The sequence below is a fragment of the Actinomadura nitritigenes genome (genome assembly GCF_017573545.1).
GTDB classification, from domain to species: domain Bacteria; phylum Actinomycetota; class Actinomycetes; order Streptosporangiales; family Streptosporangiaceae; genus Spirillospora; species Spirillospora nitritigenes.
Map to the genome: position 1 here is coordinate 23,345 of NZ_JAGEOK010000032.1, position 22,113 is coordinate 45,457.

22 protein-coding genes are annotated in these 22,113 nt (G+C 74.8%); 14 read left to right on the forward strand and 8 right to left on the reverse strand.

Annotated features, from left to right (window positions below):
- Positions 1-27 precede the first annotated feature (27 nt).
- Complete coding sequence (locus J4557_RS37835) at positions 28-1,893, forward strand: bifunctional metallophosphatase/5'-nucleotidase (protein ID WP_208271616.1); 1,866 nt, start codon at positions 28-30, stop codon at positions 1,891-1,893.
- Between the two features lie 80 nt (positions 1,894-1,973).
- Entirely contained in the window at positions 1,974-2,615 is a 642-nt protein-coding gene (gene mftR / locus J4557_RS37840; RefSeq protein WP_307800440.1) for a mycofactocin system transcriptional regulator MftR, read from the forward strand.
- 38 nt (positions 2,616-2,653) lie between these two features.
- On the opposite strand, the gene mftG is transcribed toward mftR, so the two are convergent.
- Positions 2,654-4,192 (reverse strand): mycofactocin dehydrogenase MftG, encoded by a 1,539-nt coding sequence (gene mftG / locus J4557_RS37845; protein ID WP_208271617.1) that lies wholly within the window; start codon positions 4,190-4,192, stop codon positions 2,654-2,656.
- A 138-nt stretch (positions 4,193-4,330) separates the two neighbouring features.
- On the opposite strand from mftG, the gene mftA reads away from it, so the two are divergent.
- From mftA to mftF, 6 genes are all read left to right on the forward strand, one after another.
- Complete coding sequence (gene mftA, locus J4557_RS37850) at positions 4,331-4,453, forward strand: mycofactocin precursor MftA (RefSeq protein WP_190865215.1); 123 nt, start codon at positions 4,331-4,333, stop codon at positions 4,451-4,453.
- A gap of 10 nt (positions 4,454-4,463) precedes the next feature.
- Positions 4,464-4,751 (forward strand): mycofactocin biosynthesis chaperone MftB, encoded by a 288-nt coding sequence (gene mftB / locus J4557_RS37855; RefSeq protein ID WP_208271618.1) that lies wholly within the window; start codon positions 4,464-4,466, stop codon positions 4,749-4,751.
- The gene (gene mftC / locus J4557_RS37860) at positions 4,748-5,989 is read left to right on the forward strand and encodes a mycofactocin radical SAM maturase (protein ID WP_208271619.1); all 1,242 of its coding nucleotides are present in this window, start codon (positions 4,748-4,750) and stop codon (positions 5,987-5,989) included. The genes mftB and mftC overlap by 4 nt, the downstream gene beginning before the upstream one ends.
- 62 nt (positions 5,990-6,051) lie before the next feature.
- Positions 6,052-7,242: a pre-mycofactocin synthase MftD gene (gene mftD, locus J4557_RS37865; protein WP_208271620.1), complete on the forward strand. Its 1,191-nt coding sequence runs from the start codon at positions 6,052-6,054 to the stop codon at positions 7,240-7,242.
- Between the two features lies 1 nt (position 7,243).
- Complete coding sequence (mftE, locus tag J4557_RS37870) at positions 7,244-8,017, forward strand: mycofactocin biosynthesis peptidyl-dipeptidase MftE (protein WP_307800441.1); 774 nt, start codon at positions 7,244-7,246, stop codon at positions 8,015-8,017.
- A complete protein-coding gene (gene mftF, locus J4557_RS37875) occupies positions 8,014-9,531 on the forward strand; it encodes a mycofactocin biosynthesis glycosyltransferase MftF (RefSeq protein WP_208271621.1) in 1,518 nt (505 codons plus the stop codon). Before mftE ends, mftF begins: the two co-directional genes overlap by 4 nt.
- Before the next feature lie 10 nt (positions 9,532-9,541).
- Here mftF and J4557_RS37880 read toward each other — a convergent pair whose 3' ends face one another.
- The 3 genes from J4557_RS37880 to J4557_RS37890 all read right to left on the reverse strand — a co-directional run bounded on the left by J4557_RS37880 (position 9,542) and on the right by J4557_RS37890 (position 11,437).
- Positions 9,542-10,348, reverse strand: coding sequence for a mycofactocin-coupled SDR family oxidoreductase (locus J4557_RS37880; protein WP_208271622.1), 807 nt, complete (start codon positions 10,346-10,348; stop codon positions 9,542-9,544).
- Positions 10,349-10,509: 161 nt separating this feature from the next.
- Positions 10,510-10,698, reverse strand: a complete 189-nt coding sequence (locus J4557_RS37885; protein ID WP_208271623.1) for a hypothetical protein — start codon at positions 10,696-10,698, stop codon at positions 10,510-10,512.
- Positions 10,699-10,855: 157 nt separating this feature from the next.
- Positions 10,856-11,437, reverse strand: coding sequence for an N-acetylmuramoyl-L-alanine amidase (locus J4557_RS37890; RefSeq protein WP_208271624.1), 582 nt, complete (start codon positions 11,435-11,437; stop codon positions 10,856-10,858).
- 147 nt (positions 11,438-11,584) lie between these two features.
- Here J4557_RS37890 and J4557_RS37895 point away from each other — a divergent pair, with 147 nt between their 5' ends.
- Entirely contained in the window at positions 11,585-12,106 is a 522-nt protein-coding gene (locus tag J4557_RS37895; RefSeq protein WP_208271625.1) for a DUF1269 domain-containing protein, read from the forward strand.
- 52 nt (positions 12,107-12,158) lie between these two features.
- Here J4557_RS37895 and J4557_RS37900 read toward each other — a convergent pair whose 3' ends face one another.
- The 4 genes from J4557_RS37900 to J4557_RS37915 form a co-directional block, all read right to left on the reverse strand.
- Positions 12,159-12,473, reverse strand: coding sequence for a hypothetical protein (locus J4557_RS37900; protein ID WP_208271626.1), 315 nt, complete (start codon positions 12,471-12,473; stop codon positions 12,159-12,161).
- 10 nt (positions 12,474-12,483) lie between these two features.
- A complete protein-coding gene (locus J4557_RS37905) occupies positions 12,484-13,314 on the reverse strand; it encodes a hypothetical protein (RefSeq protein ID WP_208271627.1) in 831 nt (276 codons plus the stop codon).
- 172 nt (positions 13,315-13,486) lie between these two features.
- On the reverse strand, positions 13,487-14,926 hold the full coding sequence (locus tag J4557_RS37910; RefSeq protein WP_307800442.1) for an MFS transporter: 1,440 nt from the start codon (positions 14,924-14,926) through the stop codon (positions 13,487-13,489).
- Entirely contained in the window at positions 14,923-16,131 is a 1,209-nt protein-coding gene (locus tag J4557_RS37915) for a M20 metallopeptidase family protein (RefSeq protein ID WP_208271628.1), read from the reverse strand. Before J4557_RS37915 ends, J4557_RS37910 begins: the two co-directional genes overlap by 4 nt.
- Before the next feature lie 70 nt (positions 16,132-16,201).
- Here J4557_RS37915 and J4557_RS37920 point away from each other — a divergent pair, with 70 nt between their 5' ends.
- From J4557_RS37920 to J4557_RS37940, 5 genes are all read left to right on the forward strand, one after another.
- Positions 16,202-17,299, forward strand: a complete 1,098-nt coding sequence (locus tag J4557_RS37920) for an Lrp/AsnC family transcriptional regulator (protein ID WP_208271629.1) — start codon at positions 16,202-16,204, stop codon at positions 17,297-17,299.
- Positions 17,300-17,423: 124 nt separating this feature from the next.
- Complete coding sequence (locus J4557_RS37925; protein WP_208271630.1) at positions 17,424-17,963, forward strand: MarR family winged helix-turn-helix transcriptional regulator; 540 nt, start codon at positions 17,424-17,426, stop codon at positions 17,961-17,963.
- A 216-nt stretch (positions 17,964-18,179) separates the two neighbouring features.
- Complete coding sequence (locus J4557_RS37930; RefSeq protein WP_208271631.1) at positions 18,180-19,427, forward strand: PP2C family protein-serine/threonine phosphatase; 1,248 nt, start codon at positions 18,180-18,182, stop codon at positions 19,425-19,427.
- Positions 19,428-19,459: 32 nt separating this feature from the next.
- Positions 19,460-20,203, forward strand: a complete 744-nt coding sequence (locus tag J4557_RS37935; protein ID WP_208271632.1) for an SCO6745 family protein — start codon at positions 19,460-19,462, stop codon at positions 20,201-20,203.
- Positions 20,204-20,349: 146 nt separating this feature from the next.
- Positions 20,350-22,113, forward strand: a complete 1,764-nt coding sequence (locus J4557_RS37940; RefSeq protein WP_243776990.1) for a hypothetical protein — start codon at positions 20,350-20,352, stop codon at positions 22,111-22,113.

Sequence of the window (22,113 nt, forward strand, 5' to 3'; positions counted from 1 at the left end):
CTCCCCTGATCCTTGGAAGGACGTGCGATGGACGAACCGCAGGGACCGGCGCCGCGCTGGTGTTCGTGCCGGGTGCCGGACGAGGCCGGCGACGGCCACGGGCACCGGCCCGGCATCAGCCGCCGGCAGGCGCTCGGCGGGCTGACGGCGGCGGGCGCGCTGGCCCTCGCGGGATGGCCCGGGACGGCGGAGGCCGCGGCGCCGGGAAGGCGGCCGGGACGGGACGTGACCATCACCGTCATGGGCACGTCGGACCTGCACAGCCACGCCGTGAACTGGGACTACTACAAGGACGCCGCGTACAGCGACAGCGCGGGGAACGTGGTCGGGCTGGCGCGGGTGTCGAGCCTGGTGAAGCAGATCCGCGACGCGCGCGGGCGGGAGCGCACGCTGCTCTTCGACGCCGGGGACACCATCCAGGGCACCCCGCTGGGCTTCTACTACGCGACCGTGGAGCCCATCACGAAGACGGGCCTGACGCACCCGATGGCGCTGCAGATGAACGCCATCGGATTCGACGCGGTGGCGCTCGGCAACCACGAGTTCAACTACGGGCTGCCGTTCCTGAACGCATGGATCGGCCAGATGGACGCGCCGGTGCTGGCGGCGAACGCGGTGCACGCGGGCACCACCCGTCCCGCGTTCCGCCCGTACATGATCAAGCGGATGCGCGTGCCGGGGCATCCGCCGATCAGGGTCGGGCTGCTGGGGCTGACGAATCCGGGCGTCGCGATCTGGGACAAGGCGAACGTGTCCGGGAAAATCGACTTCCTGGACCTGGTCGAGACGGCGAAGAAATGGGTCCCGATCGTGCGCGCGCAAGGCGTGGACGTCATGGTCGTGAGCGCGCACGCGGGCGACAGCGGGCTGTCGTCCTACACCGGCGACATCCCGGTGGAGAACGCGTCCGCGATGGTCGCCCAGCAGGTCCCGGGGATCGACGCGATCCTTTTCGGGCACGCGCACGTCGACGTCCCCGAGCGGTTCGTCACCAACGAGGCGAGCGGCGAGACGGTGGTGATGAGCGAGCCGAAGTGCTGGGGCGAGCGGCTGTCGGTCTTCGACCTGACGCTGCGGCACGAGCGGGGGCGGTGGAAGGTCGTCGGGAAGTCGGCGACGACGGTGAACACGAACACCGTGGAGGAGGACCCGGCGCTCGCCGGGCTGGTGAAGAAGCAGCACGACGCCGTGGTCGCCTACGTGAACCAGGTCGTGGCGACCTCCACCGAGGAGATGTCGGCGGCGGAGGCGTGCTGGAAGGACACCGCGATCCTCGACTACGTCAACGCGGTGCAGACCGCGAAGGTCACCGAGGCGGTGGCGGGCACCGAGTACGCGTCCCTTCCGGTGGTGTCGATCGCGGCGCCGTTCAGCCGCGCCGCGACCTTCCCCGCCGGAGAGGTCACCATCAAGGACATCGCCGGGCTCTACATCTACGACAACACCCTGCTCGGCAGCGTCCTGACCGGCGCGCAGATCAAGGACTACCTCGAATACTCGGCGCGCTACTACAAGCAGGTCGCCGCCGGGGACCCCGTCGATCCCGCGTCGTGGACGAACGCCCACGACCTCCCCGACTACAACTACGACCAGTTCTCCGGGGTCACCTACGACATCGACATCGCGCAGGCGGAAGGGGCGCGGATCCGCAACCTCGCCTTCAACGGGACGGCGGTCGCGGACGACCAGAGATTCGTCGTCGCGGTGAACAACTACCGCCAGTCCGGCGGCGGCGGCTTCCCGCACATCACGACCGCCCCGGTGGTCTACAACGCCCAGGTCGCGATCCGCGAGGCGATCGTGGCGTACGCGTCCGCGGCGGGCACCATCGACCCGGCGTCGTTCCACGTGGCGAACTGGAGGCTGGTCCGCGACGGCACGCCCGTCTTCTGACGGCGGCCCGCCCGTCCTCTCGGCGCGGCCCCGCACGGCTTCCGGATGCGGACCCGTGCGGGGCGTGGGACCCTGGTGCCGTGACCTCGGAAGGCGGGACGGCCGGTCCCCAGCGGGCCATGGGCAGGCCGCGCGCGACCTCGCCGGCCGTCCTGGAGCGGCTGGCGTTCGAGCTGTTCGCCCGCAAGGGGTTCGACGAGACCACCGTCGACGACATCGCCGCGGCGGCGGGGATCGCGCGGCGGACGTTCTTCCGCTACTTCTCGTCCAAGAACGACCTGGTGTGGGGCGACTTCGAGGGGCAGCTGCGGAGCCTGCGGGAGCTGCTCGACGAGGCGGACCCGAACGTCCCGATGATGGACGCGGTGCGCCGGGCCGTCGTCGAGTTCAACCGGTTCGACCCGCAGGACGTGCCCTGGCACCGGCAGCGGATGCAGCTGATCCTCGGGGTGCCGACGCTCCAGGCGGACGCGACGCTGCGGTACGCGTCGTGGCGGTCGGTGATCACGGCGTTCGTGGCCGAGCGGACCGGCGCGCCGGTGACGGCGCTGGTGCCCCGGCTCGCCGGCAACGTCGTGCTGTCGGCCTGCGTGTCGGCGTACGAGTTCTGGCTGGCGTCCGGCGAGGAGACGGTGCTCGCCGACGTGCTGGACGAGGCGCTGCGGCAGGTGAGCGCGGGCCTGTCGGCGGTGCTGGACGGCGCCGGCTCGGTGTCGGCGTAGCGGGAGGCGCGGCGGGCGGGAGGCGCGGCGGGCGGGCGTCAGCCGCCGGCACGGACGGCCCCGGCGATCACCTCGCCGATGAGGACGGCCGTGGCGGCGGGCCCGCGCAGCGGCGCGTCCGGGAGGACGGACGTGTCGGCGACGCGGAGCCCGGTCAGGCCGTGCACGCGGCCGTGGCCGTCGACGGCGGCGCCCATCGGCACGGTCCCGCAGGTGTGCTGGGACGTGCCGAGCCGGGCGAGGATCCACGCGTCGAGCAGGCCGTCGTCGTCCAGCGGGCCGGGCGGCGGGTCGGTCAGGCCACCGGAGACCTCGCCGAACGCGTCGGCCGTGACCACGGCGGCCGCGGCGCGCACGGCCTCGCGCATCCCGCGGCGGTCGGCGCCGGTCTCCAGGTAGCCGTAGGTGATCCGCGGCGGGACGTCGGGATCGGCGGAGACGGTGCGGAGCGTCCCGCTCGCGCGGGGCGCCAGCGCCGAGACGAGCAGGGGCAGGGGCGCGCCGGGGGCCGCCGCCTCCCCGCCGACCAGGCCCATGATCGGCACGAGTGACTGGAGGATCTCCAGGTCGCCCGCCGCGGCACCGCCGGTGGAGGGCAGGTGGAGGGCGCCGCCGAGCCAGTTCCCGGACGGCGGCGGCAGCGGGCGCCGGGGGGCCCATTCCACGGTGACCTGGGGATGGTCGCTGAGCGCGGCGCCCACGGCGGGCAGGTCGTGGACGACGGGGATGCCGTGGCGGGCGAGGTCGTCGGCGGGGCCGACGCCGGACAGGTGCAGCAGGTGCGGGGAGGAGAGCGAGCCCGCGCACAGGACGATCTCCCCCGCGTCCAGGACCGTCCGCCGCCCGCCGTGGTCGAGGACCGCGCCGGTCGCCCTGCCGCGCCTGATCTCGACCGAGCGCACCGCGCAGTCGCCGAGGACGGTGAGGTTGGGCCGGCGGGCGGCCTCGCCGAGGAGGTAGGCGACCCCGGTGTTGATCCGCCGGCCGTCCACCGTGTTCGACGGCACCGGGCCGGCCCCGGGCGCGGCCTGGGCGTTCTTGTCGGGGTCGTCCGGGTGCCCGAGGGACCGGGCGGCGGCGTGGAACGCGGCGGCGGCGGGATGGCTCAGGTCCGTGCGGCGGACGGGGACGGGGCCGCCGCCGCCGTGCAGCGCGGTGGCGCCGAAGTCGAGGTCGGTCTCCAGCGCCCGCATGAGCGGCAGCACCCGGTCGTAGGACCACAGGTCCCCGTGGACGGACCAGCGGTCGAAGTCCTCGCGCCGCGCCCGGACGAAGTAGCCGCCGTTGACGGTGGTGGACCCGCCGAGGAACCGCCCGCGCGCCGCCGCGTAGGGCAGGCCGGGCGCGAGGAGGGCCGGGAACGTCCGGACCGCGGCGTTGCCCGGTTGGGCGCCGGGCACGAGGCGCGCGTCCAGGAGGCCGCCGGGGAAGTCCGAGAGCGCGCGCGGGACCGGCCCCGCCTCGGCCAGCAGCACCTCGCATCCGGGGTCCTCACTGAGCCGGGCCGCCAGGACGGCGCCGCTGCCGCCCGCCCCCACCACGAGCACGTCGGGGCGGCGCGGGGCGGGCGTGCTCACGCGGGAATCCGGCGGATCATGAAGCGGGACCTTCCTTTATGGCACTCGATGCATTTACTATCCGTCCAGGACCGATGGTACGAGCCGCCCCGCCAGCCGGGGCGGCCGGGCCGTCGCACGCCGCACGAGGGAGGACCCATGGAGAGCAACGCTCCGCAGAACCCGCCGGCCGACCAGGCCGACGACCGCGCCCAGGACGCCGACGTCGCCGAGTCGCTGATCGAGGAGGTCTCGATCGACGGCATGTGCGGCGTCTACTAGGCCGCACGCCATGGCCCAGCCCGTGCCGGACCTCGACCTCGACCGCGCCTGGGACCTGCACCCGCAGGTCTCGGTGCGGCCCGAGCCCTTCGGCGCGCTCCTCTACCACTTCGGGACGCGCAAGCTGTCGTTCCTGAAGGACCGCCGCCTCCTGGAGGTCGTGCGGTCCCTCGGGGAGGCGCCCACCGCCCGGGAGGCGTGCACCCGCGCCGGCGTCCCCGCGGCGGACCTGCCGAGGTTCGGCGCGGCGCTCGGCGCCCTCGCCGGCTCCTCCATGCTCGTGGAAAGGACCCCATGACCCTCGCTCCGCAGAGCCCCGCGCAGCGGCCCGGGACGCGGCTGGTCGACCTGTTCGAGTACGGGCTCGACGCGCCGATCTGCCTGACCTGGGAGCTCACCTACGCCTGCAACCTGTCGTGCGCGCACTGCCTGTCCAGCTCGGGACGGCGCGACCCGCGCGAGCTGAGCACCGAGGAGTGCAAGGCCGTCATCGACGAGCTGGAGGCCATGCAGGTCTTCTACGTCAACATCGGCGGCGGCGAGCCGACCGTCCGGCCCGACTTCTGGGAGCTGCTGGACTACGCCACCGCCCACCACGTGGGCGTGAAGTTCTCCACCAACGGCGTCCGGATCACCCCGGAGGTCGCCGAGCGGCTCGCGGCCAACGACTACGTGGACGTGCAGATCTCGCTGGACGGCGCGACGCCCGAGGTCAACGACGCGGTTCGCGGCGCCGGCTCCTACGACACCGCGATCCGCGCGATGCGCAACCTGCGCGACGCGGGCATGAAGAACTTCAAGCTGTCGGTGGTGTGCACCCGCCACAACATCCCGCAGATGGACGCGTTCAAGGCGATCGCCGACGAGTACGGCGCGCAGCTGCGGCTGACGCGGCTGCGCCCGTCCGGCCGCGGCGCGGACGTGTGGGACGAGCTGCACCCGCGCCAGGAGCAGCAGCGCGAGCTGTACGACTGGCTGGTGGCGCACGGCGACAGCGTGCTGACCGGCGACTCGTTCTTCCACCTGTCGGCCTACGGCAAGGCGCTGCCCGGCCTGAACCTGTGCGGCGCCGGACGGGTGGTGTGCCTCATCGACCCCGTCGGCGACGTGTACGCCTGCCCGTTCGCGATCCACGACGAGTTCCTCGCGGGCAGCATCCGGCAGCCCGGCGGGTTCGCCCGCGTCTGGCGCGAGTCGGACCTGTTCCGGAACCTGCGCGAGCCGCAGACCGGCGGGGCGTGCGCGTCCTGCGGCTTCTACGACACGTGCAAGGGCGGCTGCATGGCCGCCAAGTTCTTCACCGGCCTGCCGCTGGACGGTCCCGACCCCGAATGCGTGCAGGGGCACGGCGAGAAGCTGCTGGCGCGGCGTCCCGAGGACCGGGCCGGCATCCCGAAGCCGTCCGCCGACCACTCGCACCGCATTTCGCCGCCGCGCCGGCGGCCGGTGCCGGTCACGCTCATGAGCCGCCCGCCGGAGCGCCCGCCGGTGAGCGCCTGCGAGGAGAACCCGCTGGCCGGACTCCGGCTTTCCTAACGGTTCCCCTGGCGGTTCCTCTACCGGACCCTCCGGGGTCCGCCCATTCAGGAGACATCGACATGTTCAAGAACCCGTGGTTCGAGACCGTGGCCGAGGCGCAGCGCCGGGCCAAGCGGCGGCTCCCGCACATGGTCTACGGGGCGCTGGTCGCGGGCTCGGAGCGCGGCCGCACCATCGACGCCAACACGAAGGCGTTCGGCGACCTCGGCTTCGCGCCCCGGGTCGTCGGGCACAAGGCGCAGCGCGACCTGTCCACCACCGTGATGGGCGTGGAGACCTCCATGCCCGTGCTCATCTCCCCCACCGGCGTGCAGGCCGTGCACCCCGACGGGGAGGTGGCGGTGGCTCGGGCCGCCGCGAACCGGGGCGTCATCATGGGGCTCAGCTCGTTCGCGAGCAAGCCCGTGGAGGAGGTCGCGGAGGCCAACCCGAACGTCTTCTTCCAGATGTACTGGAGCGGCGACCGCGACGCGATGGTCCAGCGCCTCGACCGCGCGAAGAAGGCGGGCGCGAAGGCGCTGATCGCCACGCTCGACTGGTCGTTCTCCAACGGCCGGGACTGGGGCAGCCCCATGATCCCGGAGAAGATCGACTTCAGGACGGCCGCGAAGCTCGCGCCGGGCGTGCTGCCGCATCCGGGCTGGCTGTGGAAGTTCGCCAAGGAGGGCCGCATCCCGGACCTCACCACCCCGAACCTGAAGCCGCCGAACGGCCCGGCGCCCACCTTCTTCGGCGCGTACGGCGAGTGGATGCAGACACCGCCTCCCACCTGGGAGGACGTCGCGTGGCTGCGCGAGGAGTGGGGCGGCCCGTTCCTGCTCAAGGGCGTCACCCGCGTCGACGACGCCAAGCGCGCCGTGGACGCGGGGGTGACGGCGCTGTCGGTGTCCAACCACGGCGGCAACAACCTCGACACGACGCCCGCCACGATCCGGGTCCTGCCGTCGATCGCCGAGGCGGTCGGCGACCAGATCGAGGTGCTGCTGGACGGCGGCGTGCGGCGCGGCGGCGACGTCGCCAAGGCCCTCGCGCTCGGCGCGCGCGCCGTGCTGATCGGCCGCGCGTACCTGTGGGGGCTGGCCGCCAACGGGCAGGCCGGCGTGGAGAACGTCCTGGACATCATGCGCGGCGGCCTCGACTCCGCCGTGCTCGGGCTCGGCCACGCCTCGGTGAATGAGCTCGGCCCCGACGACCTCGTCATCCCGCCCGGCTTCGCGCTGACGCTGGGCGGCGGCGGCTCGGCCGGCTGACGTGCCCGGTGCCGGAGACCTTGCCGGTGGCGGAGACCCGGCAGGCGCCGGAGACCTGGCCGGGGCCGCCTGGACGGACGTCCGGGCGGCCCCGCTCGTCCTGGTGCCGGTCGGGTCGACCGAGCAGCACGGGCCGCACCTCCCGCTGTCCACCGACACGATGATCGCGGAGGCGGTCGCCGCACGCGCGGCGGACGCCCTGCGCCCGGAGGCGGGCGGGCAGGTGCTCGTCGCGCCGGCGATCGCGTTCGGGGCGAGCGGCGAGCACGCCGGCTTCCCCGGCACGGTCTCGATCGGGCACGAGACGCTGAACGCGGTGCTGGTGGAGACCGTGCGGTCGCTCGCGCTCTGGGCGGGACGCGTCGCCTTCGTCAACGGGCACGGCGGCAACGTCCCCACCCTCGACGCCGCCGCCGGCCGGATGCGCGCCGAGGGGCACGACACCGCCTGGGTCGGCTGCGGCGTGCCCGGCGGCGACGCGCACGCCGGGGTCACCGAGACGTCCGTGATGCTGCATCTGGCCCCCGGCCTGGTGCGTCCGTTCGGCGGCGTCACCGGGGAGACCCGCCCGCTCGCCGCGATCATGCCGGAACTGGTCGCGGGCGGCGTCCGCGCCGTCTCGCCGTCCGGCGTGCTCGGCGACCCGGCCGGAGCGTCCGCGGGACGGGGCCGCGAGATCGCCGCGGAGATGGTGGCGTCGGTCGTCCGCCGGATCGGCCGCTGGCGGGCGGACGAGCACGGCCGCCTCCTCGACCCCGCCGCCGCGCGGCCATGAGCGCGCCGAAGGATCGGTTCCGGCTGCCCGCCGGCCTCCCCGTCGCGCTGGCCCGGGACACCTCGCTCTGGTCGGGCGGGCGCGTCGCCACCGGCGGCGCTCCCTGGAAGGTGGTGCGGCTGGCGGACGCGGCGCGCCCGCACCTGGCGGCGCTGCGCCGGGCGGGCCGGTCCGGCCTCGCCGACCCCTCGCCGCTCGGGCGGGCGCTGGCCCGCAGGCTCCTCGACCTCGGCATGGCCGACCCGCTCCCCGCGCCGCGTCCCGGCCCGCACGACGTGACGGTGGTGATCCCCGCCTACGAGCGGGCCGACGAGCTGGAACGGTCCGTGGCCGCCGTCGGGGACGTGCCGGTCGTCGTCGTGGACGACGCGTCGCCCGACCCCGGACCGCTGCGGCGGGTCGCGGAGGCGCACGGCGCGCGGCTCGTCCGGCACTCCCGCAACCGGGGCCCGGCGGCGGCGCGCAACACCGGCCTGCGCCTGGTCGAGACCCGGTTCGCCGCGTTCGTGGACTCCGACTGCCGCCCGATGGCGGGCTGGCTCGACGTCCTCGTCCCGCACTTCGACGACCCGCGCGTCGCCGCCGTCGCCCCCCGGATCGTGCCGATGTCGGACGACACCGGGCTGCTGGCCCGCTACGAGACCGCGCGGTCGGCGCTGGACATGGGCCTGCGGCCCGCGCTGGTCCGGCCCGGCGGCCGGCTCGGGTTCGTGCCGACCGCGACGCTGCTGATCCGGGTCGCGGCCGTCCCGGACGATCCGTTCGACGAGGACCTGCGGCTTGGCGAGGACGTCGACTTCGTCTGGCGGCTGGGCGACCGGGGGTGGAACGTCCGCTACGAGCCCGCCGCGCGGGTCGCGCACACGCCGCGGCTGCGCCCGGCGGCCTGGGCGCGGCGGCGGCACGAGTACGGCACGTCCGCCGCCGACCTCGCCCGGCGGCACCCCGGCCGGCTCGCGCCGGCCCGTCCGTCGCTGTGGAACCTCGCCGTGCTCGGGCTGCTCGCGCGCGGACGCCCGGGCGCGGCCGCCGGCGTCGCGGGAGTGGCGGCGGCGCTGCTGGCCAGGCGGCTGTCGCGGCTGCCCGCCGACTGGAGCCTGGCCGCCGCGATCGTCGGCAAGGGCGTCACCGCCGACGCCGCCGCCCTCGGGCACGCGCTGCGGCGCGAGTGGTGGCCGCTCGGCCTGGTCGCGCTCGCCGCCTCGCGCCGGAGCCGGGTCGCGCGCGCGGCGGCCGCGGCCATGCTCGCCCCCATCGCGCTGGAATGGCTGCGGCAGCGTCCGGTCGTCGATCCCGTCCGCTACACGGTCCTGCGGCTCGCCGAGGACGTCGCCTACGGGTCCGGTGTAACGGCCGCGTCCGCCCGCGCGCGCTCGGCCGCTCCCCTGCTCCCGGACGTCCGGTTCCCCGAGTCGTTCCCGGCCGCCGCAGAACGGGCGCGCAAGGCCGCCGGACGGTGGATCGCGGCCGTCCGCCCGGCCGGCCGCGATCCGCGCTCACGCCTTCCGCGCTGAGACGCCGGAGTCAGCGGTTGAGGGCGCCGAGGTCGACCGGCAGCTGGGCGCCGGTGATGTACTTGCCCTCGTCGGAGGCCAGGAACGCGACGATGTTCGCGATGTCCTCCGGCTCGACCATCTCGTAGGGCAGCGTCGCCATGTAGATGGGCGCGAGCAGCGGGGTCTGCTCCAGCAGCTCGGTCATCGTCCCGGCGGTCATGCCGGTCCGCACCCCGTGCGGGTGGACGGTGTTGACCCGGATGTCGTGCTCGCCCAGCTCGTTGGCCAGCACCTTCGCCAGGCCGACGACGCCGTGCTTGGACGAGGCGTAGTGGGCGAGGAACGGCAGCCCCTTCAGGCCCGCCACCGAGCTGGTGATGATGATCGAGCCGCCCTGGCCCTGCTCGATGAGCGTCGGGACGGTGGCCTTGACCGTCTTCCACACCCCCGTGAGGTTGGTGTCGATGATGTCCTGCCACTGCTCCTCTTCGAGCTCCCAGGTGCGGCCGTAGTTCACGATCCCGGCGTTGGCCACCACGACGTCCAGCCGGCCGAGCTCGGCGACGCCCTCGCTGACGGCCGACTGGAGCGCGGCGAGGTCGCGCACGTCCGCCTTGCGGGCCACCACGCGGCGCCCCTGGGCCTCCACGAGCTTGGCGGTCTCGTCCAGGTCGGACTGGGCGGAGGGCTCGTAGGGGACGTACGAGCTGGCCGACCCCACGAGGTCGACCGCGATGATGTCGGCGCCCTCGGACGCGAGCCGGACGGCCTCCGCGCGCCCCTGCCCGCGCGCCGCACCGGTGATGAAAGCGACCTTGCCTGTCAAACGCGCCATGGCTTACTTCCTCCACATGGGTCAGACCCGGCGACGCAGAGGTGGAAGGCCTTTTCGGGCGGACAACGGCTGCGCTGCCATCGGGCCGATAAGCGGTCCAGGCCATAGTGGCACTCAGTGTCAAAAGGAGCAAGGGCCTGCTCGCACCGCATCACCACCGGTCACGGGACGCGGACGACGGCGGCGTGTACTTCGTCGCCCTCTCCGGCCTGTCCGAGCCGACACTGCTGGCGCAGGCGATCTGCGACGCGCTCGGCCTCGCCGAGCAGGGCGGCGAGCCCGCCGCGTCCCGGCTGGCCGACCATCTCGCCGACCGGCGGGTGCTGCTCGTCCTCGACACCTGCGATCACCTGCTCGACGAGTGCGCCGCGCTGGCCGAGGCGCTGCTGCGGAGCGCGCCTGGGCTGCGAGCAGGGCGTCTCGGCGCGGGACGTTCCGGCGGAGGCCCGCCTGCCGTACTGAAGACGTCCCCCGCCGGCCCGGGCCGATCGAGGTCCGCGCGCCGGTTCAGGCCGGGTCGGTGCCGGTCAGGCGCTCCCAGTGGCGCCGGACGTCGGCCCAGGGGAAGCGCGGGCCGGGGTCGATGCGGCGCCGCACCAGGACGCCGGGGTCATCGGACGCGGGGACCATCTCCCGGTCCAGGTCACTGTGGCGCACCAGGCGGACGAGCGCCGGGTGCGTCTCCGTGAGGACGGTCAGCAGATCCATCAGCGCGGCCGTCTGCTCCGGCGGGAAGTCCTCGGAAGGGATCTGCGACCGCGAGTGGAAATGGTCGGGGTGGCGGCCGGTGTTGACGAGCTCGATCCCGATCGACGGGGTGTTGTGCCCCGCGGCGTGGGCGGCGATCCGGTCGAGCGGCACGAAGCGGTGGCAACCGCCGTCGCGGTCGACGTAGAGGTGTCCGCACACCCCGGTCCCGTCGTCGGTCCCGGCCGCGCTCCGTTCGGCGTAGTCCCATGCCTCGGACAGCGTCGGGATCTCCGTGGCGTGCAGGACGACGGTCGTGATGGACTCCGGGGACCTCCGCTTCAGCGACCCCCACCAGGAGACGAGCCGGTCGTCCACGGGAGGACCTGCGGGCGCCGTCATGATCTCCATGCTAACGGCGACAAATGACGCAAAAGGCATCTATATCAATAGCTTGCCGTTCTTTGGCGATATGACAGCGAAGATGGCATCAACGCATATCGGAGCGCCAGCGGGGACTCCCCTGGCGCCGGAGCATCGGGGGATGCCGTGAGCGATCTGATCGCCGTCGCCTACCCGGACGTGGACACCGCCGTGACGGTGCGCGACCGGCTGATCGACATGCAGCGCCGGAAGCTGATCACGCTCGGCGACGCCGCGGTGGTGGAGAAGCGGCCGGACGGAAAGATCAAACTGCACCAGATCCACAGCACCACGCGCGCGGGAGCCCTGTGGGGCGGCGTGTGGGGCGGCCTGCTCGGCATGCTGTTCTTCGCGCCGCTGCTCGGCGCGGCGGTCGGCGCCGCCGCCGGGGCCGCCGGGGGCTCGATGACCGACGTCGGCGTGGACGACTCGTTCATGCGGGAGGTCGGCGCGAAGCTCCAGCCGGGCGGCGCGGTGCTGTTCCTGCTGGTCATCTCCGTCACGCCGGACCGGGTCATCCCGCAGATCGCCGAGTACGGCGGCGAGGTGATGCAGACCTCCCTCAGCAACGAGGCCGAGGCCCACCTCCGCGAGACCCTGGAGGCCGCGAAGCAGGCGCACCAGCCCGCCGGGGCGTCCGTGCCCTGACCCGTGACATCCGGCGCCGGGGCCGGGGCCCACGGGTCCCGGCCCCGGCGCGTCACCTGTCGCCGGGCTCGTCGTCGTCGCGCTCGGCGGGCTCGTTGTCGCTCGGCTCGTTGTCGGCCGGCTCGTTGTCGCTCGGCTCGGCGCCGGTCAGGCGCGCGCTCAGACGATGCGAGACGCGGACGTCGCGGTAGGTCACGTTCGGCTTCACGGGGCGGGGCAGGTTCCGCCGCTCGGTGCTCGCGCCCGACTCGCCCTCCGGGTCGGCGCCCGCCCGCTCGGTGACGTCCGGCGTCTCGCGGAAGACGACTTCGTCCGCCTTCACGGAGGCGCCGATCTCCACATCCGGTTTCCGTTCCGGTTCCGGCATCGCTCCCCCTTCACATTCCCGGCAACCGCTTGAGGACGCCGCCGATCAGGTCCCGGCCGGCGCGGACGGACTTCCTGGTCAGCGCCGCCGCCAGCTCGCCCGCCGCGAGGTCGTCCGGCCTCTCCGGGACGTCCCGCGCCGCCTGCCGGTCCCGCTCGTCATGCGCCGCCCGCGGCTCGCGCTCGTGCCGCCGCTCGCGCTCCCGCTCGTCCCGCCGCCGCTCCTGCTCGTCCCGGCGGGGCGGTGGCCCCGGGGCGGGCGGCGGTGTGCTGGGGCGCGACGGTTCCGGTCCGGGCTCGCGCCCGACGTGCGGACGGCGGGGCGGCCTGTGGGCCTCCGTCCCGTTCCGCGCCCGGTTTTTCACGTCGCCGCCCGGCGCGCGGGCCGCCCGGCCCGCGTCCAGGCCCTCGATGGCCCGGCCCGCTCCCCTGCCGGCGTCGTCCACCGCGCGCGCCGTGCCCGCGCCGGCGTCCCGGAGCGCGCCGCCCGCGCCCCCGCCCAGCTCGCCCGCCGCCGCGCCGGCGCCGCGCGCCGTCCCGGCGAGGAGCTCGGGGTTCGCGTCGACCGTCTCCAGCACCCGGTCGATGATCCGTGCGACGTTGTCGAGCCGCACCTTGAGCAATGCCTGCGCCTCCACGCCCTTGAGGACGAGGCTGACCCGGCCGAGGGTCACGTCGGCGCCGACGCCGAGGGAGAGGACGTCGAGCACGGCGGCGTGCAGCGACACGTCGGCGCGCAGCTCGTCGACCTCGAGCTCGATCTCGTCGACCTTGACGACCGGGACGTCCAGGAGGACGTCCGGGTCCTCGCCGGGCGCGCCGCCGGCGGGCGGCTGGTCCATGGCTTCTCCTCGGGTGCGCGCGTGCGGCCGTTCCGACGTCCCCTTACCGGCGGAGGCCGGCGCGAACCCTGGCCGGTGCGCGGTTTTGCCCGGATATGGCGAGGAGATTCCGTGATCATCGGGGAACGGCGCGTGGACGTCCGCCGGCGGGCCCGGCGGGACGTCCGGCGCGTCAGACCTCGCGCCTGCGGGCCGCCGCCGCGAGCAGCGCCGCCACCAGTGCGAACGCGGCACCGATCAGCCAGACCGCGACGTAGCCGCCCTCGCCGGGGTCGTCCCGGCCGGCGGGCGCGGCGAGCAGCGTCCCGAACAGCCCGCCCGCGACCGCGCCGCCGACCGTCTTGACGTTGTTGTAGACGGCGGTGGCGACGCCCGTCCGGGACGGGTCGGACGCCTCGGCGATCACCGTGGGCATCGCACCGAGCGCGGTGCCCATCCCGAGGCCCATCAGGGTCAGCTCGGCGACCACTCCCCACAGCGCGCCGTGCGCCGCCGCGAACGCGACGAACCCGACGCCGACCAGCAGGAACGAGCCGATCAGCGCGGTGCGGTAGCCGACCTTCGCGGCGATCCGGGCGGCGCACGCGGAGCCCGCGATGCTGGCGATCATGGCGGGCAGCGTGGCGAGCGCGATCGACAGCGAGGACAGCCCGAAGCCGTAGCCGGCCTCGTCCCGGTCGGTGGCGAAGAAGGTGGCGTTCGGGGACTGGCCTCCGAAGTAGACCACGCCGAACGCGAACGAGGCGAAGTAGAACGGCGCGACGTGCCGTCCCGCCATGGCGCGCAGGTCCACGAGCGGCTCGGCGGTGCGCAGCTCGACGAGCGTCCAGGCGCCGAGCAGGACCAGGCCCGCCAGGGTGGGGACCAGGACGCGCGCGCTCAGCCAGCCGTGGTCGCCGGCCGACGACACCCCGGCGAGCAGCCCCAGGACGGCGAGGCCGAGCAGCACGACGCCGGGCCGGTCGACCCGTCCGGCGGCGCGGGTCACCGACTCGGGGATCGCGACCATCGAGACGGCCACGCACGCCAGCGCGAGCACGGCGGGGACGGCGAGGGCGATCCGAACGTCGCCGAAGACCTTGCCCGCCGCGCCCATCCCGACGGCGCCGAGCAGGCCGCCGAGGGTCAGCGCGCCGACCAGCCGGGCGATCGCGCGGCGGGCCGGGCCGACGGGGAGCCGGTCGCGGATCAGCGCGATCTCCAGCGGCAGCAGTGCGACGAGCGGGCCCTGCAGGAGGCGCCCGAGCAGCAGCACCGGGAAGGCGGGTGCGACCGCGCAGAGCACCGAGCCGGCCGCGACGCAGGCCAGCGCGATCCGCAGCATCCGGCGGTGGCCGTGCAGGTCGCCGAGCCGCCCCAGGGCGGGCGCGCAGACCGCCGCGGACAGCAGCTGGACGGACACGACGAGCGCGACGGTGGAGTCGGAGACGCCGAAGGTGTCGCCGATGCTCGGCAGGATCGGCGCGATCCCGGCCTGCAGGAACCCGCTGACCAGCTCGAACAGCACCAGCAGCCCGACCACGGCGGTGACGGACCGCACCGGCGGCGCGCCCGCGTCCGGCGTGCCCGCGTCCGGCGCCCCGGACGCGGCGCCGGCGGCGGGGGCCGTCACGCGTCCGCCAGGCGGCGCACGGCGAGCTCGGCCAGCAGCGCCGCCGCGTCGGGCAGGACGGCGTCGTCGTAGGCGGCCTGCGGGGAGTGGTTCATCGGCGCGGTGGCCGGTTCGCGGTCGGCGGGGCAGGCGCCGAGCCCGATGAACGCGCCGGGGACCTGCTGGAGGACGAACGAGAAGTCCTCGGAGCCGGCCATCGGGCGCGGGATGTCGAAGACGCGCGCGCCGCCGAACAGGTCGCGGGCGGTGCCGAGCGCGAACGCGGCCTCGTCCGGGGCGTTGACGGTGACGGGGTACTGCTCGGCGTAGTCGATGTCGGCCTCGACGCCGTGGGCGGCGGCGATCCCGCGCACGGTCCGCTCGACGCCCGCGCGGACCCTGCGGTGGGCCTCCTCGGAGAACGACCGCACGGTGACGTCCATCGACGCGGTCTCGGGGATGACGTTCCCGGCCGTCCCGGCGTGGATCGAGCCGACGGTGACGACGGCGGGGTCGAAGATGTCCAGCTCGCGGGTGACCATCGTCTGGAGCGCGCCGACCATCGCGGCGAGCGCCGGCACCGGGTCCTTGGCGCCGTGCGGGGACGAGCCGTGCCCGCCCTTGCCGCGGACGACCACGTGGACGGCGTCGGACGCGGCCATCGCCGTCCCGCTCCGGCTGACGATCGTGCCCTGCGGCAGTCCGGTGGAGAAGACGTGCAGGGCATAGGCGGCGACGGCGCCCTCCCCGGCCGCGTCCAGCACCCCCTCGTCGATCATGATCTCGGCGCCGCCCATCCCCTCCTCGCCGGGCTGGAACATCAGCACCACGTCGCCGGCCAGCTCGGCGCGGCGCGCGGCGAGCAGCCTCGCGGCGCCGACGAGGCCCGCGACGTGCAGGTCGTGCCCGCAGGCGTGCATGCGGCCGGGGATCCGCGAGGCGTAGTCGAGGCCGGTGTCCTCCTGGACGGGGAGCGCGTCCATGTCGCCGCGCAGCAGCACGGCGGGGCGGCGGCCGTCCGCGCGGGCGGCGCCGCCCCGCAGCACGGCGGTGACCGAGCTGAGGCGCTCACCGGTGGTGATCTCCAGCGGCAGCCCGTCCAGCGCGGCGAGGACCTTCTCCTGGGTGCGCGGCAGGTCGAGGCCGATCTCGGGCTCCCGGTGCAGGGCGCGGCGCAGCTCGGTCAGTTCTTCCCGCAGGTCAGCGGCATCGTCACAGACAGACATGGGGGTATGGTGCGGAAGCGGACCCTTTCCGCCCGGCTTCTGCCGGTATCCACCGCGAGAGGCCGCCCGGATGCCGACATCGACCACCCTCGACGAGCTCGACCACCTGCTCGTCACCGCGCTGCAGACCGCTCCGCGCGCCGACTGGCGGCGGATCGGCGCCGCGATCGGCGCGGACGCCTCCACCGCCGCGCGCCGCTGGGCGCGGCTGACCGGGGCGGGGCTGGCCTGGCTGGCGTGCTTCCCGGCCGCGGTCGACTGGCTGACCCCGGTGGTGGCGTTCATCGAGATCGACTGCGTGCCGGGCCGGCTGCACGCGGTGGCCGCGGAGATCGCCGAGGACCCGCACGTGTTCAACCTGGAGCACGTCACCGGCGGCCGGGACCTGCTCATGACCGTGGTGGTCCGCGACAACGCGGAGCTCGCCCGCTATGTCGGCTTCCGGCTCGGCCGGCTGGACGGCGTCGCCGCGACCCGCACGCAGATCGCCACCACCCTGCACTCCGAGGGCAGCCGGTGGCGGCTCGACCGGCTCGGCCGCGAGCAGCGGGACCTGCTGGCGGGCGACCGCCCGCGCGGTCCGGGCGAGCCGGGCGGGTGGGTGCTGCGCGCCGAGGACCAGGCGCTCGCGCGGCTGCTGGTGGAGGACTGCCGGCAGCCCGTCGCGCGGCTCGCCGAGCGCACCGGCCTCAGCCCGACCACCGTGCGGCGCCGCCTCGCCCGGATGCACGGCGGCGGCGCGCTGATGTACCGGTGCGAGGTCGCGCGGTACCTGTCCGGCTGGCCGGTGACGGTGTACCTGTGGGGCGCGGCGCCGCCGGACGAGGTGGCGCGGCTCGCGGCGCTGCTCGCCGGGCTCCGCGAGACCCGGATGTGCGCGTCGCTGACCGGGTCGGACAACGTGCTGTTCACCGTGTGGCTGCGGTCGGTCGAGCGCGTCCAGTCGTTCGAGACGGCGCTGCGGCGGCGCTTCCCGCAGCTGACGATCACCGACCGGGCGGTCGCGCTGTGGCAGGTGAAGCTCGCCGGTCAGCTGCTCGACCCGCAGGGCCGGCACCTGCGCACCGTCCCGTTCTGGACCTGGGACGACCCCGGCACCGAGGACGCGCTCGGCGACCTGGTCGCGCGGCTGCGCGAGGGGCCCGGCCCGTCCGCCTCCGCCCCCTGACGGGCGTCGTCGTTTATCGTGGTCTACCGCCCGCCACGCGCCCTGTTCCGTCCCGCCGCGGCGGGACGCCCGAGCCTGTGCCGTGGGCGGCGGGGCCAGGGAACTCCATGAGAAAGGCGGGGGCGTGACTCAGCGACGACCGCGGCTCTCGGCCGACGACCCGGCGAAGGAGGAACCGGTGGGCGGCGGCACGGGCGAGGTGCCGGACGACGTCACCGCCGCCGTGGAGCGGGTGCTGAGCGCGGCCGCGCTGCTGTGGAACCGCGCCGACCAGGGCCTGGAGCCGGCGGTGTCGCCGATCCAGCTGCGCGCCGTGGAGGCGATCGCCCGGTTCGGCCGGCCGAACCTCGGCCGGCTGGCCGAGGAGCTCGGCGCGATCCCGTCGTCCGCGAGCCGGCTGTGCGACCGGCTGGAGGCGGCGGGCCTGGTCGTGCGGGAGCACGCGGTCGCCGACCGGCGGGAGATCCTCGTCCGGCTGAGCAAGCAGGGCGAGCGGCTGCACTCGGAGCTGACCCGGCGCCGCCGGGCGGCGGTGCGCGAGGTCCTCGCGCAGCTGTCGCCCGCGTCCCGGGGGCGGCTGATCGACGCGCTCACCGAGTTCGACATGGCGCGCGAGCGGCAGGACGCGGGCGCGTCCGAGGCGCTCGACTCGCGGACGGCCTGACGCCGCCGCCCGCGCCCCGCTTCCCGCCCGCGCCGCCCGCCGCCCGCGCCGCCCGCGAGGTACCGGAGGGAATTCGGGTGCTCCTCGACATCAAGTATTTGCCATGTGGCAAGCTTTTTGGCAGTCTTCCCCTGCGTCGTCCGTCCCGGTCCGGACGAGCCGCGGGGGGACCATGCCCCCGGGAGGTGACGGCCCGGACAACGAGATGGGGTCGCAATGAGCACGCACGGCCGCGCGGCCGAGGTCGAACGGGCGCTGCGCACCGCCCCGGCGCATGCGCTCCCGGAGACGCTGGCCGCCCTCCTCCAACGGGAGCTCCCCCGGATCCGCGGCGCACGCCTCCTGGTGAACGACTACCACTCGCGCCTCCTGCTCCCGGTCGAGCCCTTCCCCACCGCACCGGCGCGGCCGGCCGGAGGGGAGCCGGCCGCGCCGGTCAGGATCCACGGCTCCGCGGCGGGACGCGCGTTCGTCTCCCGGCGGCCCGTCGTCGAGCCCGTCCCCGGCGGCGGCTCCAAGCGGCCGGACGGCATGGACGCCCGGGTGTACTCGCCGGTCACCGCGCGGGGCGAGCGGCTCGGCGTCCTGGAGTTCGGGTCGTCGGGCGGCGGCTGGGACGACGGCGAGCTGGCCGAGCTCGCGGAGATCGGCGCGGTGTTCGGGTCGGCGCTGCGGGTCGCCTGGAACCACACCGACCGGTACGAGCGGGCCCGGCGCAGCCAGCGGCTCACGCTCGCCGCCGAGCTGCAGTGGCAGCTGCTGCCCGGGCACGCCTGCACCGGGGACGGCTACGCCCTGGCCGGGCACCTGGAGCCCGCCTACTCGATCGGCGGCGACAACTTCGACTGGTCCGCCGAGCACGACCACCTCGCGCTGAGCGTCACCAACGGGTCGGGCACCGGCATCCAGGCGGCGCTGCTGACGTCGCTGACGGTCGGGGCGCTGCGCAACGCGCGCCGGTCCGGCGCCGACATCGGCGAGCAGGCGAGCCTGGCCAACGACATGGTGCACGTCCGCTACGGCGGGCGAGAGTTCACCGAGACGCTGGTCATGCGGATCGACCTGGCCGACGGCGTGGTGCACGTCATCGACGCGGGCTCGCCGCGGATCCTGCGGATGCGCGGCGCCGAGGTGGCGCCCGTCCCGCTGGAGCAGCAGCTCCCGCTCGGCATGTTCCCCGACACCGAGTACCGGCCGCAGCGGTTCCGGCTGGAACCCGGCGACCGGCTCGTCATCGTCAGCGACGGGGTGTTCTCCGCGCGGTCCGCGCGCGGCGAGTTCGGCACGCACGCGCTGGAGCAGGCGACCCGCCGCAGCCGCCTGCAGGACGTGGTGGAGGTGCCGCTGACCATCATCAGCGAGCTGATCGAGCACCACGAGGGCACCGACCTCGCCGACGACGCCGTGGTGGTCTGCCTGGACTGGCACGGCCCCGCCGCGCGCCCCGCCGCCGAGCCGGAGTAACCTCCCGCTTACCGAGCCGAGGAGGAGGCGCGATGGACGGGCTGGACGCGATGGAGACCGTGCGGGCGGCCGACGGGATCATCCACGACGTGGGCGCGGCGTGGATGCTCGACCCGGCGACGCCGGAGCGCGGGAAGCAGACCGGATACGACAACCCGTTCGCCTTCTACTTCGCGGGCCGCGGCGGCGTCCTCGGGGACGTCGACGCCGACGTGGTGGCCGCCGCGATGGGCTGGTTCCCGCCGCAGGTCGTCCGGCTCTTCTGGGACGAGGGCGTCGCGGTCGCCGGGGCGCGCGAGGCCGCCCGGCGGTACGCGGTGACGTGCGCGCAGTGGGGCCGCGACCACATCGGCGACGCCGGCGGCGAGCGGCTGTGCGAGCTGGCCGGCCGCGTCGTCGACGCCGCCGAGGGCTCCGGGCTGCCGCTGTTCTGCGGGTGGCGGGCCGAGCCGCTGGTCGACGACGTCCCGGGCCGCACCGCGCAGCTCGTGCACGTGCTGCGGGAGTGGCGGGGCGCGCTGCACCTGGTGGCGACGACGGCCGCCGGGCTCGCGCCGCTGGAGGCCGTGCTCGCCGGCTCCGACGAGGGCCGGGCGCGCTTCCTCGGCTGGCGCGGCGACCTCCCCGACTGCTCCGGGCTGAAGGGGCGCCGCGCGGAGGCGGAGGAGGCCACCGACCGGCTCGCCGCCGCCGTGTACGAGCGGGCGCTGTCGCCCGCCGAGCGCGCCGAGTTCGCGGAGCTCGTCCGCGCGGTCCGCGCCGCCGCGCTGGGCTGAGCACCGGGCCGAGAGCCGGGCCCACGCGCTTTTTGTCGTCCGGGGCACAAGAACCGTCCGGCGATTGTGTCAGCGGGCGACTGTCGCGGCGGCGGGGCGGCGTCCATTGTTGCCCCGTATCCGTCCGCGTCCGGAAGGAGAACGTGATGGGGCGACCACCCCACCCCGTCGTTCGCCGCCCGTCGCGCCGGCTCGGCGGGCTCGCCGTGCTGGGCGCGTCGGCGCTCGTCGCCGCCGCGGCGGCGCTCCCCGTCCGCGCCCTCGCCGCCGCCCCCGCGGCCGATCCGGCCGCCGACCGGGTCGAGACGCCGGTCGCCACGGGTTCGCCCGTCACCGGCGTCACCGAGACCATGGTGCGGGTGCGGGTCCCGCTGCCGTCCTCGGCGGGCCCGCGCCCGGAGGCCTGCGACTGGCTGTCGTACCTGCGGTTCCGGGACTCCGCCGGCCCCGCGGCGTCGGCGCGGGCCGACAGGATCCTCGTCGCGCAGCCCGGCATCCTGGAGGGCGCGGGCGCCTTCGACAGCGTCGCCCGCAACACCGTCGCGGCCGCCGCGAGGAACGGGAAGCACATCGAGTTCTGGGCGCTGGACCGCAGGTCCAACTGCCTGGAGGACCACACCGGGGTCCAGGCCGGCCTCGCCGCCAAGGACGTCCACCTCGCCGTCGACTACTACTACCGGCAGAAGGAGGTCGACGGCCGGAAGTTCGCCGGCTACCAGACCAACGACCAGGTGACATGGCTGCAGAACGTCGGGCTGGAGCAGACCGTCCGCGACCAGTACGACCTGATGGTCCATGAGCTCCCTGACCAGACGGCCCGCAAGCAGAAGATGCTGTGCGGCGGCCATTCCCTCGGCGGCATCCTGACCGCCTTCTTCGCCGAATGGGACTTCGACGGGGACCACGCCACCACCGGAGACGCGGGCTACAACCAGTGCTCCGGCTACTTCGCGCTCGACACCCGCATCAGCACCGGCCTGCCCGGCATGGACGGCCAGATCCCGACCGACCTGATCCCGCTGCTGAAGTTCGGCGCGAGCGCGGTCCAGGCCGGGCTGGAGAGCGGCGTCGTCCCGCGCTCGCTCTCGGCCCCGGCGCTGATCAACACCGAGACGATGAACCTGCTGTCGATCGCGGGCCTCGCCGCCGACCTCGCCCCGGACGGCCCGTCCGACCTCGCGGCCTACGTGCCGTCCTCGTTCAACACCGACACGACCTACCGGCTGCTGTTCTCCAAGGACTACCCGACGTTCGTCAAGGGCTCCCCCACGGTGAAGGACTTCCGCTTCACCAACGCGGCGGCGCTCGGCGGGCTCCTCGACGACAACTCCCAGCCGCTGGCGTTCATGCAGGCCAGCGTCGGGTTCTGGGACGGCGGGAAGATCGTCGACAAGGAGTTCCCGGCGCCGAACGACCTGGACTCGATCGGGCTCGGCGGCCTCGCCCAGCTGCTCGGCCCGGACAAGAAGGCCATCCCGGACGAGCCGAACGGCCCGCTCTACGGCTGGCGGAACTACGACCGCGTCGGCGACGGGGTGCCCGCCTCCAAGGACGGCACCCCCTTCACGTCCGCCGCCAAGGAGGTCACCGACATCGGCGAGCTGGCCCGCAGCCTCGCCGAGCAGCCGCTCGACTTCACCGAGCACTACTTCCCCACCAGGATGGTCACCGACATCGCGCTGGCCGCGTCCCCCGGCATCGCCGACGACGCCGTCCACACGAACGGCCCGGCCGCCAACCCGATCATCAACCTGGAGGCCGGCGACGGGCTCGGCGGCCGCGACCCCCAGCCCGGCGACGTCGTCGCTCCCGGCTACCAGCACATCGACGTCCTCACCGCCGCCGCGGCGCAGAACGACGGCAGGCCCGAGGTCGTCTCCACGAACCTGGCGGCCTTCGCCGCGAAGTGA

Bases quoted from the DNA above. Each gene is read 5' to 3' on its own strand.
- mftA (WP_190865215.1), top strand. From the start codon at position 4,331: ATGGAGAGCAACGCTCCGCAGAACCCGCCGGCCGACCAGGCCGACGAC.
- J4557_RS37880 (WP_208271622.1), bottom strand. From the start codon at position 10,348: ATGGCGCGTTTGACAGGCAAGGTCGCTTTCATCACCGGTGCGGCGCGC.
- mftB (WP_208271618.1), top strand. From the start codon at position 4,464: ATGGCCCAGCCCGTGCCGGACCTCGACCTCGACCGCGCCTGGGACCTG.
- J4557_RS37900 (WP_208271626.1), bottom strand. From the start codon at position 12,473: ATGCCGGAACCGGAACGGAAACCGGATGTGGAGATCGGCGCCTCCGTG.
- J4557_RS37890 (WP_208271624.1), bottom strand. From the start codon at position 11,437: ATGACGGCGCCCGCAGGTCCTCCCGTGGACGACCGGCTCGTCTCCTGG.
- J4557_RS37935 (WP_208271632.1), top strand. From the start codon at position 19,460: ATGGACGGGCTGGACGCGATGGAGACCGTGCGGGCGGCCGACGGGATC.
- J4557_RS37915 (WP_208271628.1), bottom strand. From the start codon at position 16,131: ATGTCTGTCTGTGACGATGCCGCTGACCTGCGGGAAGAACTGACCGAG.
- mftD (WP_208271620.1), top strand. From the start codon at position 6,052: ATGTTCAAGAACCCGTGGTTCGAGACCGTGGCCGAGGCGCAGCGCCGG.
- J4557_RS37920 (WP_208271629.1), top strand. From the start codon at position 16,202: ATGCCGACATCGACCACCCTCGACGAGCTCGACCACCTGCTCGTCACC.
- mftF (WP_208271621.1), top strand. From the start codon at position 8,014: ATGAGCGCGCCGAAGGATCGGTTCCGGCTGCCCGCCGGCCTCCCCGTC.
- J4557_RS37835 (WP_208271616.1), top strand. From the start codon at position 28: ATGGACGAACCGCAGGGACCGGCGCCGCGCTGGTGTTCGTGCCGGGTG.
- J4557_RS37930 (WP_208271631.1), top strand. From the start codon at position 18,180: ATGAGCACGCACGGCCGCGCGGCCGAGGTCGAACGGGCGCTGCGCACC.
- mftC (WP_208271619.1), top strand. From the start codon at position 4,748: ATGACCCTCGCTCCGCAGAGCCCCGCGCAGCGGCCCGGGACGCGGCTG.
- J4557_RS37940 (WP_243776990.1), top strand. From the start codon at position 20,350: ATGGGGCGACCACCCCACCCCGTCGTTCGCCGCCCGTCGCGCCGGCTC.
- J4557_RS37905 (WP_208271627.1), bottom strand. From the start codon at position 13,314: ATGGACCAGCCGCCCGCCGGCGGCGCGCCCGGCGAGGACCCGGACGTC.